This is a genomic window from Mesorhizobium sp. Pch-S (genome assembly GCF_004136315.1).
In the GTDB taxonomy this organism is placed as follows: domain Bacteria; phylum Pseudomonadota; class Alphaproteobacteria; order Rhizobiales; family Rhizobiaceae; genus Mesorhizobium.
Genome location: NZ_CP029562.1, coordinates 52,500 through 64,624 on the forward strand (window position 1 = coordinate 52,500; position 12,125 = coordinate 64,624).

Annotated in this window: 13 protein-coding genes; 12 read left to right on the forward strand and 1 reads right to left on the reverse strand. The window is 62.6% G+C overall.

Features of this window, described 5'->3' with window-relative positions:
• The first annotated feature begins 204 nt into the window (after positions 1 to 204).
• The 10 genes from rpsF (at position 205) to purF (ending at position 9,916) form a co-directional block, all read left to right on the forward strand.
• Positions 205 to 690, forward strand: coding sequence for a 30S ribosomal protein S6 (gene rpsF, locus C1M53_RS00235; RefSeq protein WP_101934856.1), 486 nt, complete (start codon positions 205 to 207; stop codon positions 688 to 690).
• Positions 690 to 938 carry a 30S ribosomal protein S18 gene (gene rpsR, locus C1M53_RS00240; RefSeq protein WP_024923879.1) on the forward strand — a complete coding sequence of 83 codons (249 nt, stop codon included), beginning with the start codon at positions 690 to 692 and terminating at the stop codon, positions 936 to 938. Before rpsF ends, rpsR begins: the two co-directional genes overlap by 1 nt.
• A 194-nt stretch (positions 939 to 1,132) precedes the next feature.
• Complete coding sequence (gene rplI / locus C1M53_RS00245; protein ID WP_129410401.1) at positions 1,133 to 1,717, forward strand: 50S ribosomal protein L9; 585 nt, start codon at positions 1,133 to 1,135, stop codon at positions 1,715 to 1,717.
• A gap of 156 nt (positions 1,718 to 1,873) precedes the next feature.
• On the forward strand, positions 1,874 to 3,151 hold the full coding sequence (locus C1M53_RS00250) for a cyclopropane-fatty-acyl-phospholipid synthase family protein (protein WP_129410402.1): 1,278 nt from the start codon (positions 1,874 to 1,876) through the stop codon (positions 3,149 to 3,151).
• Between the two features lie 71 nt (positions 3,152 to 3,222).
• Positions 3,223 to 3,546, forward strand: a complete 324-nt coding sequence (locus tag C1M53_RS00255; protein ID WP_129410403.1) for a YnfA family protein — start codon at positions 3,223 to 3,225, stop codon at positions 3,544 to 3,546.
• A 2-nt stretch (positions 3,547 to 3,548) separates the two neighbouring features.
• A complete protein-coding gene (locus tag C1M53_RS00260) occupies positions 3,549 to 4,526 on the forward strand; it encodes a small ribosomal subunit Rsm22 family protein (protein ID WP_129410404.1) in 978 nt (325 codons plus the stop codon).
• A gap of 208 nt (positions 4,527 to 4,734) precedes the next feature.
• Positions 4,735 to 6,225: a replicative DNA helicase gene (locus C1M53_RS00265; protein ID WP_129410405.1), complete on the forward strand. Its 1,491-nt coding sequence runs from the start codon at positions 4,735 to 4,737 to the stop codon at positions 6,223 to 6,225.
• A 39-nt stretch (positions 6,226 to 6,264) separates the two neighbouring features.
• Positions 6,265 to 7,668 (forward strand): DNA repair protein RadA, encoded by a 1,404-nt coding sequence (gene radA, locus C1M53_RS00270; RefSeq protein WP_129410406.1) that lies wholly within the window; start codon positions 6,265 to 6,267, stop codon positions 7,666 to 7,668.
• A gap of 26 nt (positions 7,669 to 7,694) precedes the next feature.
• Positions 7,695 to 8,360 (forward strand): CvpA family protein, encoded by a 666-nt coding sequence (locus C1M53_RS00275; protein ID WP_129410407.1) that lies wholly within the window; start codon positions 7,695 to 7,697, stop codon positions 8,358 to 8,360.
• A gap of 86 nt (positions 8,361 to 8,446) precedes the next feature.
• A complete protein-coding gene (gene purF / locus C1M53_RS00280; protein WP_129410408.1) occupies positions 8,447 to 9,916 on the forward strand; it encodes an amidophosphoribosyltransferase in 1,470 nt (489 codons plus the stop codon).
• Between the two features lie 17 nt (positions 9,917 to 9,933).
• Here the strand turns inward: purF and C1M53_RS00285 are convergent, their stop codons facing one another.
• On the reverse strand, positions 9,934 to 10,356 hold the full coding sequence (locus tag C1M53_RS00285) for a DoxX family protein (protein WP_129410409.1): 423 nt from the start codon (positions 10,354 to 10,356) through the stop codon (positions 9,934 to 9,936).
• Between the two features lie 185 nt (positions 10,357 to 10,541).
• On the opposite strand from C1M53_RS00285, the gene C1M53_RS00290 reads away from it, so the two are divergent.
• Positions 10,542 to 11,303, forward strand: a complete 762-nt coding sequence (locus tag C1M53_RS00290; protein WP_129410410.1) for an SDR family NAD(P)-dependent oxidoreductase — start codon at positions 10,542 to 10,544, stop codon at positions 11,301 to 11,303.
• A 92-nt stretch (positions 11,304 to 11,395) separates the two neighbouring features.
• Positions 11,396 to 12,025, forward strand: coding sequence for a hypothetical protein (locus C1M53_RS00295; RefSeq protein WP_129410411.1), 630 nt, complete (start codon positions 11,396 to 11,398; stop codon positions 12,023 to 12,025).
• Positions 12,026 to 12,125 lie beyond the last annotated feature (100 nt).

Here is a 12,125-nt window from a genome sequence, read left to right on the forward strand (position 1 = left end):
ATCTGCCGGTCCCAGCTGGGGGCTGAACGGAGGGCCGGAGGTTTCCCAGGGAACCACCGTGTGGAGCGAAAACGCTTCCGCCTCCCGTGTCTCCGCTCTCGACCGTCTCGTCATGCTCCTTTCTTCTCCGCTTCGCGGATAAAGAGAAGTTGCAGAGGCTTTAGCCGCCGGGAACCGGGAGAGAAACGAAGAAAGGCAAGACAAATGGCTCTTTACGAACATGTGTTCCTTGCCCGGCAGGATCTGTCGCAGCAGCAGGTCGATGAGCTCGTTGAACGTTTCAAGGGCGTCATCACCGCAGGCGGCGGCTCGGTTGGCCGGGTCGAGAACTGGGGACTGAAGTCCCTCACCTACCGGGTCAAGAAGAACCGGAAGGCTTACTACACGCTCATGGACCTGACCTGCCCGCCGGCAGCGCTCAGCGAAATGGAACGCCAGATGGGTCTGTCGGAAGACGTCCTGCGCTTCCTGACCATCAAGGTCGAGAAGCACGAGGAAGGCGTCTCGGCAATGATGCAGAAGCGCGAAGAGCGCTCCGAGCGCGGTGGCTTCGGCGACCGTGACCGTGGCGATCGTGGTCCGCGTTCGTTCGGCGACCGCGGCGATCGTGGTCCGCGCTCGTTCGGCGACCGTGACGGTGGCGATCGTGGCCCGCGTCCGCAGCGCAGCTTTGAAGGGGGTGCAGAATAATGGTCGACATCAACCAGATCCCGACCCGGCGCCCGTTCCATCGCCGCCGCAAGACCTGCCCGTTCTCCGGCGCCAATGCTCCGAAGATCGACTACAAGGACGTGCGTCTGCTGCAGCGCTACATCTCCGAGCGCGGCAAGATCGTGCCGTCGCGCATCACCGCCGTCAGCCAGAAGAAGCAGCGCGAACTCGCCCAGGCGATCAAGCGCGCCCGTTTCCTCGGCCTGCTGCCCTACGTGGTTCGCTAACAATTTACCCGCGGGCGGCAACGCCCGCGGGTTTTCTCCGACCATGATGGGCATGGCCGGTATGCCGAGAATCCCAAGTTGGGCATGAGCCCTAACTGCCTCGACAGGCAGGACAGCGAAACCGGTGCCAAAGCGCCCTTCTCTTCCTGACTGTCTCCCGAACAGCGTCGGCTACGACGCATATGGAGAAAACAATGGAAGTCATTCTTCTCGAACGCATTTCCCGCCTCGGCCAGATGGGTGACACCGTCAAGGTCAAGGACGGCTTCGCCCGTAACTTCCTGCTGCCGCAGGGCAAGGCGCTGCGCGCCAACGAAGCCAACAAGAAGAAGTTCGAAGGTCAGCGCGCCCAGTTGGAAGCCCGCAACCTCGAGCGCAAGTCCGAAGCCCAGCAGGTTGCCGACAAGCTCGACGGCAAGAGCTTCATCATCGTGCGCTCGGCCGGCGAGACCGGTCAGCTCTACGGCTCGGTCTCGACCCGCGACATCGCCGATCTGCTGACCGCCGAAGGCTTTTCGGTTGCACGCAACCAGGTCGAACTGAACCACCCGATCAAGACCATCGGCCTGACCAATGTGGCGATCGCGCTGCATCCGGAAGTCGAAGTCACCGTGACGCTCAACATCGCCCGTTCGTCCGAAGAGGCCGAACGCCAGGCCAAGGGTGAGACGCTCACCACCGCCGAAGCCATCTATGGCGACGACATCAACGAAAACGCCCGTCCGGACAGCTTCTTCGATCCGAACGCCGATTTCGAAGGCGAAGAAGAGAACGCCTGATCTTTTAGAGATCTGTCATAAAGCCAGTCTTGTTACTGGATCAAGAAACCGGGCCTGGCGCCCGGTTTTTTTATGCCAACGGAACTTTTCGACGCTTCCGCCTTTTTTGAGGGATTGGACAGCAGTGCTGTCACTATCGTTCTTTGAGGGCACGTCATGAATGTTTTTCTGGAACGCATTGCCGAACGCGTTGTGCGCAGAGGCAATCTGGTCATCACCGGGCCGAATGGGGCGACCCGGACTTTCGGCGACGGCAGCGGCCCGAAAGTGCATATGGTAATTCACACGCGCCATGCAGAGCGCGCCATCACCCTGCACCCGTCCCTGGCCATTCCCGAAGCCTTCATGGAAGAGGAACTCGACTTCGTTGAAGGCGATGTGCTCTCGTTCCTTCACCTCGTCTATCAAAACACCGGCATTTCCTGGATCGAGTCGACCTGGGGCAAGCTGGTCAATTCGGCGAGGCTGACCGTCCGTCCGCTGCAGCAGCTCAACAATGCCCGCCAGTCGCGCCGCAACGTCGCGCATCACTACGATCTGTCGGGCGATCTCTACAAACTGTTCCTCGACACCGACATGCAGTATTCCTGCGCCTATTTCGAGCGGCCGGACATGACCCTTGAGGAAGCGCAGCTTGCCAAGAAACGGCATATTGCCGCGAAGCTGAAGGTGCGGCCCGGCCAGACCGTGCTCGACATCGGATCAGGCTGGGGTGGGCTCGGCCTCTACATCGCCGAAGCCTTCGAAGCGGATGTGCTAGGCGTCACGCTCTCGACCGAGCAGCATCAGGTTTCGACCGACCGGGCGCATGCCCAGGGCCTCGACCGGCGTGTCCATTTCGAGCTGCGCGACTATCGTGATCTGTCCGAGCGCTTCGATCGCATCGTGTCGGTCGGCATGTTCGAGCATGTCGGCGTCAACCACTACAAGACCTTCTTCGACAAAAGCGCGAAACTGCTGAAGCCGGACGGCGTCATGCTCCTGCACACGATCGGACGGACCGGGCCGGCCACCACCACCAACGCCTTCATCCGCAAGCATATTTTCCCGGGCGGCTACATCCCGGCACTTTCCGAGATGATGCCGCATATCGAACGCTCGGGCCTGGCAGTCACCGACGTCGAAATCCTGAGGCTGCATTACGCCGACACGCTGAAGCACTGGCGCGAACGCTTCCTGGCCAACCGCGACAAGGTCAAGGCGATCTACGATGAGCGCTTCTGCCGCATGTGGGAGTTCTACCTGTCCGGTTCCGAAGCGTCCTTCCGCTGGCAGGACCTTGTCGTGTTCCAGATCCAGCTCACGCACAAGAACGACGTCCTGCCGATGACACGCGACTACATCAGCAAGTGCGAAAAGGCGCTTGAAGTGCGCGATGCACCGCAGAAGCCGCTGTTTGCCAAGCCGGTGCGGCGGCGCAAGGTGAAGGAATAGGCGCGCGTATTCCACGTCCGGCGTTCTGCCGGACTGATGCCATGGCTATTGATATCGACTAAGAGAGGAGGATGAACATCCTCCTCTTTGTCGTTGCAGCTATCGCCGAGATCGCCGGCTGTTTTTCGTTCTGGGCCTGGTGGCGGCTGGAGAAATCGCCGCTATGGCTGCTGCCGGGTCTCGCCTCTCTGGTTGCCTTCGCCTGGCTGCTGGCGCTGGTGCCGGTCGACGCGGCCGGGCGCGCCTACGCGGCCTATGGCGGCATCTACATCGCTGCATCCCTGCTCTGGCTGTGGCTCGCTGAAGGCATTCGGCCCGATCGCTGGGATATCGTCGGCGCCGCGGTCTGCATGGCGGGAGCGTCCGTGATCCTGTTCGCACCGAGGAGCGTCTAGGCATGGAACTGCCCGCACCGCTGCGCCAGGCCGTCGAGCAATTGCTGGACAACGTACCGCTGGCAACACTGAAGCAGGCTTCCCGGACGTTGTCCGATCGCTACCGCGCCGAAGTGCGCGACGGGCGCCTGCACATGGGGGATGACATTGCCGCCAAGGCCTATCTCGCCACCCGCCTGCCCGCCACCTATGCAGCCGTCCGTACCAGTATCGAAGTGCTTGCGGACACATTGCCGGATTTTGCCCCAGGGACGATGCTCGATATCGGCGCCGGACCCGGCACGGTGTTGTGGGCTGCGGCAGACCAATGGGCTTCGATCGAATCCGCAACGCTGCTGGAAGCCAGCAATGCTGCCCGCAAAGTGGGGCAGACGCTCGCGACAGGCATCGATGTGTCGCAGGTCCGCTGGCAGGCCGGCGACGTGACGATCGATCTCGCGGACATGCCGGCCGCCGACCTCGTAACGATCGCGTATGTCATGGATGAAATCGCACCGGCATCGCTGCCTCGGCTGATCGAACGCCTCTGGCAGCTGACTGCCGGCACGCTGCTCGTCGTCGAACCGGGCACGCCTGCCGGCTGGCAGCGCATCCTGGATGCCAGAACCAGGCTGATCGAGATCGGCGCGTCGATCGTGGCTCCATGCCCGCACCAGGCACCCTGCCCGCTTGTTGCGCCGGACTGGTGCCATTTTTCGCGACGCGTCGCCCGCTCACGCCTGCACCGGCTGGCCAAGGATGCGGATGTGCCCTGGGAGGACGAGAAGTTCATCTACCTTGCCGCATCCCGTATGCCCCGCACCGCGCGGGCAGCCCGTGTTCTGGCGCCGCCGAGAACCGGTTCGGGCAAGGTCGCACTCAAGCTGTGCCAGCCTGACGGCACCGTATCGGAGCGGCTTTTCACGAAACGTGACGGAGACCTCTTCAAGACGGCTCGCCGGCTTGATTGGGGCGATGCGCTCGACCTCGAATCTGCCTGATCACGGCAATAGTTCTTGATCTGTTCCTGTTGCTCGGCTAGGCTTTATGCCCCACCGAGTCAATCGGATTCGGGGTGCCGGAATATCGTCCTGTGGACGATGTGGCAGTTCTGTGAATCACGGGCATTGGTTGGTCGTTCGGGGAGTCTGAATGGACCGTTGCCGCGATCCTTCTGCTAACGACACACCGGAATAGATTGGGGATATCATGGCAGAGGCAGCTCTCAAATTCGGCGCGGCGGAAACGCCGCTCTATCGGGAAGCCCCCAACAACATCGAGGCCGAACAGGCTCTGCTCGGCGCCATGCTCGTCAACAATGACGCCTTCTACCGGGTCTCCGACTTCCTCAAGTCCGCCCATTTCTACGAGCCTCTGCACCGCAAGATCTTCGAGGTCTCGGCGGAACTGATCCGCATGGGCAAGATGGCCAACCCGGTGACCATCAAGACCTTCCTGCCTGCCGACGAAAAGGTCGGCGACATGACCGTCGCGCAATATCTCGCAAGGCTCGCCGCCGAGGCCGTCACCGTCATCAACGCCTCCGACTATGGCCGCGCCATCTATGACCTGGCCACCCGCCGCGCGCTGATCACCGTCGGCGAGGACATGGTCAACATCGCCTACGACGCGCCGGTAGACATGTCGCCTTCGGAGCAGATCGAAGACGCCGAGCGGCGCCTGTTCGAACTGGCCGAGACCGGCCGCTACGACGGTGGTTTCGAAGCCTTCACCGACGCCGTCAAAACCGCGGTCGACATGGCCAATGCCGCCTATATGCGCGACGGCCATCTTTCCGGCATTTCCACCGGCTTGCGCGACGTCGACCGCAAACTCGGCGGCCTGCAACCCTCCGACCTGATCATCCTTGCCGGCCGTCCGGCCATGGGCAAGACGTCGCTGGTTACCAACATCGCTTTCAACATCGCCGAAGCCTATCAGCCGGCACAGCAGGCCGATGGATCAATCAAGGCCGCCAATGGCGGCGTTGTCGGCTTCTTCTCGCTGGAAATGTCGTCGGAACAGCTGGCGACCCGTATCATCTCGGAGCAGACCGAAATCTCGTCCTCGAAGATCCGCCGCGGCGAGATCACCGAGACCGATTTCGAGAAGCTGGTCGCCTGCGCGCAGACCATGCAGAAGATCCCGCTCTACATCGACGCCACCGGCGGTATCTCGATTGCGCAGCTTGCCGCGCGTGCGCGCCGCCTCAAGCGCCAGCGCGGCCTTGAAGTCATCGTCATCGACTACGTCCAGCTGATGCAAGGCTCCGCCAAATCCTCACAGAACCGCGTGCAGGAAATCACCGAAATCACCACCGGTCTCAAGGCGCTGGCCAAGGAACTCAATGTGCCCATCATCGCGCTGTCGCAGCTGTCGCGTCAGGTCGAAAGCCGCGACGACAAGCGCCCGCAACTGTCCGACCTTCGCGAATCGGGCTCGATCGAGCAGGACGCCGACGTCGTGCTCTTCGTCTATCGCGACGAGTATTACATGCAGAACAAGCAGCCAGAGGAAGGTACGCCGGAATATGAAGACTGGCGGATCAAATTCGAGAAGGTAAAGGGCAAGGCCGAACTGATCATCGCCAAGCAGCGTCACGGTCCGACCGGCACGGTCGAGCTTGCGTTCGAAGGTCAGTACACCCGCTTCTCCGACCTCGCCGAAGAGCATCAGTTGCCCGAGCGGTTCGAACATTGATCCGTATCCCTGCACCTCAGCGCAGAACAGGCCGTGTTCGTGGCTAAGTCGCGCGTTCAGTTCATCTGCCAGAATTGCGGCACGGTGCATCAGCGCTGGGCGGGCAAATGTGACGCCTGCGGCGAATGGAACACACTGATCGAGGAAGGTACCGCCGGCGGCATCGGCTCGGGACCCGCTTCGCTCAAAAGCGCCCGCAAGGGCCGCGCCGTCGCGCTGACGACACTGTCTGGTGACATCGAGGATGCACCCCGCATCGCCTCCGGCATTGGCGAACTGGACCGCGCCACCGGCGGCGGCTTCGTGCGCGGCTCGGCGCTCCTGGTTGGCGGCGACCCCGGCATCGGCAAATCGACATTGCTCACCCAGGCCGCAGCGGCACTCGCACGCCAGGGCCACCGCATCGTCTATGTGTCCGGCGAAGAGGCCGTCGCACAGATCCGGCTGCGCGCGCAGCGGCTGGGTGCCGCCTCGGCGCCGGTGGAACTCGCCGCCGAAACCAATGTCGAGGATATCCTGGCCACGATCGCCGACGGCAAGCGCCCGGATCTGGTCATCATCGATTCGATCCAGACCCTGTGGACAGACCTCGCCGATTCGGCCCCCGGGACGGTCACGCAGGTACGCGCGGCGGCCCAGGCGATGATCCGCTATGCGAAATCCACAGGCGCTGCGGTGGTGCTGGTCGGGCATGTGACCAAGGAAGGACAGATCGCCGGACCACGTGTCGTCGAGCACATGGTCGACGCCGTTCTCTACTTCGAAGGCGAAGGCGGCCACCACTTCCGCATCCTGCGCACGGTGAAGAACCGTTTCGGCCCGACCGACGAGATCGGCGTGTTCGAAATGTCGGACAAGGGCTTGCGGGAGGTCGCCAATCCTTCCGAGCTTTTCCTCGGCGAACGGCATGCAAAGTCGCCCGGCGCCGCGGTTTTCGCCGGAATGGAAGGCACCCGGCCGGTGCTGGTCGAGATCCAGGCTCTTGTCGCGCCCTCCTCTCTCGGCACGCCGCGCCGTGCGGTTGTCGGCTGGGACGGCGCGCGGCTGTCGATGATCCTGGCCGTCCTGGAAGCGCATTGCGGCGTGCGTTTCGGCCAGCACGACGTCTATCTGAATGTCGCCGGCGGCTATCGTATTTCAGAACCGGCTGCCGACCTCGCGGTGGCCGCGGCGCTGGTGTCGTCGCTCACCGGTCTTGCCCTTCCCGCTGATTGCGTCTATTTCGGCGAAATCAGCCTTTCCGGCGCCGTGAGACCGGTTGCGCATGCGCAACAGCGTCTCAAGGAGTCCGAGAAGCTGGGCTTCGGAAGCGCAGTCCTGCCCGTGGGCAGTGAGGAAATTGCCGGGGGTATAGGCGCCGGCGCTTTCCAGCCTACCGAGCTCGCCGATCTTGTGGCGCGCATCGCCGGCACTCGCCGCGGTCGTGCCACAGAGGACGAATGATAGGGCATATGGAGTAGGCGCAGGACATGCCGATTACGCTGCTAGACGGGATTCTCGCCGGCTTCACGCTTGTTTCTGCAATGCTTGCCATGGTGCGCGGCTTCTCTCGCGAGGTGCTGTCGATCGCCTCCTGGGCGGCAGCGGCGGTCGCGGCCTACCTGTTCTACAAGCCGGTCATTCCTTACGTTCAGCCTTATATCGACAATGAAAAGATCGCGATGGGCGCTGCCGCCGGCATCGTCTTCCTCATCGCATTGATCGTCGTGTCGGTCATCACCATGAAGATCGCCGACTGGATCATCGATTCCCGGGTTGGCGCGCTCGATCGCACGCTGGGCTTTCTCTATGGGGCGGCACGCGGCATTCTGGTCGTCGCTGTCGGCCTGATGTTCTTCAACTGGCTGGCGGGCGAGAAGGCACCGAACTGGGTTGCCGAATCGAAGTCGCGCCCGCTGCTGGAATCGATCGGCAAGTACATCGAAAGCGTGCTGCCGGAAGATCCGGAAAAGACGATCCTCAAGCAGCTCAACAAGAGCGGCGTGGTGCCAAACACTGGAACACCGCCCGCGGGTGCGCAGGCCCCTGCCCCCGAAGGCACAGTGCCTGAAAACAACGAGGCGCCGGCACCGGACGACGAGGCGCCGGCCGACCAGCCGCCTGCCGGCGGCAATGCGCCGGCTACAAACAACTGACGATCGTGTGAAACGCCGCGAGAGCACGTTGCTTTCGTGGCGTCATAGCCTTATATCGCGGTTTTAGCGGGCAAGAGGCTTCCGGCATGGCAGACGCAACCGACGTGCTTTGCGCCGAGGCAGATGACCACTTCCATGACGAATGTGGTGTCTTCGGTATTTTCGGCCGCCAGGATGCGGCCGCCATCACCACACTTGGGCTTCATGCCTTGCAGCATCGAGGCCAGGAAGCGGCGGGCATCGTCTCCTATGACGGCAACCAGTTCCATGTCGAACGGCATGTCGGCCTGATCGGCGACACCTTCACCAAGCAGTCGGTGATCGACCGGCTGCAAGGCAATCGTGCCATCGGCCACACACGCTACGCCACCACCGGCGGCGCCGGCTTGCGCAATGTGCAGCCCTTCTTCGCCGAGCTCTCCACCGGCGGTCTCGCCGTTGCCCACAACGGCAACATCACCAATGCGCTGACCGTGCAACGCACGCTGCAGAAGCAGGGTTCGATCTTCTCCTCGACATCCGACACCGAGACGATCCTGCATCTGGTCGCCACCTCCAAGGAACGCGACATCAATTCGCGTTTTATCGAGGCCATCCGCCAGCTGGAAGGCGCCTTCTCTCTGGTGGCGCTGACCTCGAAGAAGCTGATCGGCGTTCGCGATCCGTTGGGTATCCGCCCGCTGGTGCTGGGCGATCTCGACGGTGCCTGGATCCTCGCCTCTGAAACCTGCGCCCTCGACATCATCGGCGCCCGCTTCGTTCGCGACATCAAGCCCGGCGAGATGGTCGTCATCACCACCAAGGGTATCGAAAGCCATTTCCCATTCGAACCGCAGAAAACGCGCTTCTGCATTTTCGAATATGTCTATTTTGCCCGCCCGGACTCTTCGATAGAGGGCCGTAACGTCTATGACGTTCGGAAGCGCATCGGCGCCGAGCTGGCGCGCGAAAACCCGGTCGAAGCCGACATTGTCGTGCCGGTGCCGGATTCCGGAACCCCAGCCGCGATCGGCTTCAGCCAGGAAGCCGGCATTCCGTTCGAACTCGGCATCATCCGCAACCACTATGTTGGCCGCACCTTCATTTCGCCGGGCGATTCCATCCGCCACATGGGCGTCAAGCTGAAGCACAACGCCAACCGCCGCATGATCGAAGGCAAGCGTGTGGTGCTGGTCGACGATTCGATCGTGCGTGGCACCACGTCGCAGAAGATTGTGCAGATGGTGCGCGATGCCGGCGCCAAGGAAGTGCATATGCGCATCGCTTCGCCGCCGACCCGTGCGTCCTGTTTCTACGGCGTCGATACGCCGGAGAAGTCGAAGCTGCTCGCTTCACGCATGTCGGTGCAGGAAATGGCGGAATTCATCCGTGTCGACACGCTCGGTTTCCTCACCATCGAGGGGCTCTATCGCGCGGTCGGCGAGGCCGGCCGCAATGAAGAGCAGCCGCAGTTCTGCGACGCCTGCTTCACCGGCCAGTATCCGACGCGCCTGCTCGACCATGAAGGCGCCGACAATGTGCGCACGCTGTCGCTGCTGGCGAGCGGCGGTCAGTAAGTCGAGTGGCTTTCGCGTCAGTTCGTGGAAGCCTCCGATCCCTTCCACAGAGTACCCTGGCGCAATGTCAGCCGCTCACCCGGGCCGTGAACCGCGGCGTAAAGCAGCCCTGCGAAAAAGGTGAAGTGGTCGACAAAGAAGCCGAATTCGGCCTGGTTCGCCTGCCAGTGCGACGGGCCGTGGAACGAGAGCGCCAGGAAGATCACATAGGCAGCTGCCAGCAAGGCTGCTTCCGAAAAGAAGGCGCCGCTCAGGAAGGCCAGCACCAGCGCGACCTCGAAGATCGCCGCCAGCCAGGCCAGCAGCAGCGGAACCGGGAAACCCGCCGCCGCGATGTAAGCGGCCGTATTGGCCATCCCCGCAAACTTGAACGTTGCGGCCATGGCGAAGACACCGGCAAAAATCAGTCTTGCGGTGAGAATTGCAGCAGTCCGGCCCATCTTGTCCTCCTTTGCAAGCCGTGTTCGCTTCAAGGACGTCTGGACGTCGACTTTCCCGACATGCCCCGCGAAAATGCTGCGACCATTCGTCGAACCGGCCGTCGGCCGGGGCCGGCGGGGTTTCGTTTGCGTGGATTTCGTCCTATCTGGTCGCGCTGACCGTTCTCGTCATATTGGATGACCGCATGACTGCTACTCCAGACCTCACCGGCCGCCTCGCGGTCGTCACCGGCGCTTCGCGCGGTATCGGCTACTTCATCGCGAAGCAGATGGCGGCCGCCGGCGCACATGTCATCGCAGTTGCGCGTACCGTTGGCGGATTGGAGGAACTGGACGACGAGATCAAGGCGGAGCACGCCAGGACCGGCAAGGGCGAAGCGACGCTGGTGCCGCTCGACCTCACCGACATGGCCGGCATCGACCGGCTGGGCGGCGCGATCCATGAACGGTGGGGCAAGCTCGATATCCTGGTCGCCAATGCGGGCGTGCTCGGCGTGATTGCCCCGATCGGCCACGTCGAAGCCAAGACCTTTGAGAAAGTGATCAACGTCAACGTCACCTCGACGTGGCGATTGATCCGCTCGGTCGACCCCCTGCTCAGGCTTTCCGATGCAGGCCGGGCCATCCTGCTCTCGTCGGGCGCAGCACACTCGGCACGCGCTTTCTGGGGTCCTTACGCCGCCTCCAAGGCCGCGGTGGAAGCAATGGGGCGCTCCTGGGCGGACGAGACCCGCAATTCGCCGCTGCGCGTCAACATGGTCGATCCCGGCGCCACCCGTACCGCCATGCGCGCGCAGGCAGTGCCAGGCGAGAATCCGGACACCTTGCCGCACCCTTCCGAAATTGCAGCGCGCATCGTGCCGCTTGCCGGCCAGTCGGTCACCGAGACCGGCATGATCTTCCAGGCCAAGCCCAATCGCTGGGTCTCGTACCAGATGCCCGCCTAAGTCACGGGATCCGCAACGGGCATGGTTGCAGGATGAATTGCCCTCCCGGTATCGTTGCTCCTGGCAGGGGCATCAAATCGGGAGGAGTTTCCATGCGCAAACTGCTTTTCTTCTCCGCAACCGTGGCACTGATTCTTGCCGGATCCGCTCACGCCCAGGACAAAACGATGAGCTTCTTCGTCACCAGCGCTGGTTCCGGCAAGGGCGCGGATCTCGGCGGACTGGCTGGCGCCGATGCCCATTGCGGCAAGCTGGCCGAAGCTGCCGGTGTGACCGGCAAGACCTGGCACGCCTACCTTTCTAGCAAAGATGCGGACGCACGCGACCGAATCGGCAAGGGCCCATGGTTCAATGCCAAGGGCGAAAAGATAGCGGATGATGTCGCGTCACTGCACAGCGACAAGAACAACCTCACCAAGCAGACCGCGCTCAACGAAAAAGGTGAAGTGATCAATGGACGCGGCGACAAGCCGAACCGGCACGATATCCTGACCGGCTCCAACCCGGACGGCACCAGGGCTGCCGACAAGACCTGTGGCGACTGGACGCAGAGCGGTGCCGAAGGCGTCGCGCTGATGGGGCACTCCGATCGCACCGGGCTGGACGATTCGGCAGCGGCCAAATCCTGGAATTCGTCGCACGGCTCGCGCGGCGGCTGCAGCCAGGACGCGCTGAAAGGCACCGGCGGCGACGGGCTGTTCTATTGTTTCGCGGCGGAGTGAGCGAACCCGTGGCAACCGTCTGATCCAAGCCACACTTAAATCCAAGTTCGGTTGCTCTGTTCACTTTTGAAGGCAGCTGGCTCCGAAGGTTGATTCAGCT

Coding starts and splice junctions, on each gene's coding strand:
- C1M53_RS00275 (WP_129410407.1), top strand. CDS start 7,695: ATGCCGATTACGCTGCTAGACGGGATTCTCGCCGGCTTCACGCTTGTT.
- C1M53_RS00290 (WP_129410410.1), top strand. CDS start 10,542: ATGACTGCTACTCCAGACCTCACCGGCCGCCTCGCGGTCGTCACCGGC.
- rplI (WP_129410401.1), top strand. CDS start 1,133: ATGGAAGTCATTCTTCTCGAACGCATTTCCCGCCTCGGCCAGATGGGT.
- purF (WP_129410408.1), top strand. CDS start 8,447: ATGGCAGACGCAACCGACGTGCTTTGCGCCGAGGCAGATGACCACTTC.
- rpsR (WP_024923879.1), top strand. CDS start 690: ATGGTCGACATCAACCAGATCCCGACCCGGCGCCCGTTCCATCGCCGC.
- C1M53_RS00250 (WP_129410402.1), top strand. CDS start 1,874: ATGAATGTTTTTCTGGAACGCATTGCCGAACGCGTTGTGCGCAGAGGC.
- C1M53_RS00255 (WP_129410403.1), top strand. CDS start 3,223: ATGAACATCCTCCTCTTTGTCGTTGCAGCTATCGCCGAGATCGCCGGC.
- C1M53_RS00295 (WP_129410411.1), top strand. CDS start 11,396: ATGCGCAAACTGCTTTTCTTCTCCGCAACCGTGGCACTGATTCTTGCC.
- C1M53_RS00260 (WP_129410404.1), top strand. CDS start 3,549: ATGGAACTGCCCGCACCGCTGCGCCAGGCCGTCGAGCAATTGCTGGAC.
- C1M53_RS00285 (WP_129410409.1), bottom strand. CDS start 10,356: ATGGGCCGGACTGCTGCAATTCTCACCGCAAGACTGATTTTTGCCGGT.
- C1M53_RS00265 (WP_129410405.1), top strand. CDS start 4,735: ATGGCAGAGGCAGCTCTCAAATTCGGCGCGGCGGAAACGCCGCTCTAT.
- rpsF (WP_101934856.1), top strand. CDS start 205: ATGGCTCTTTACGAACATGTGTTCCTTGCCCGGCAGGATCTGTCGCAG.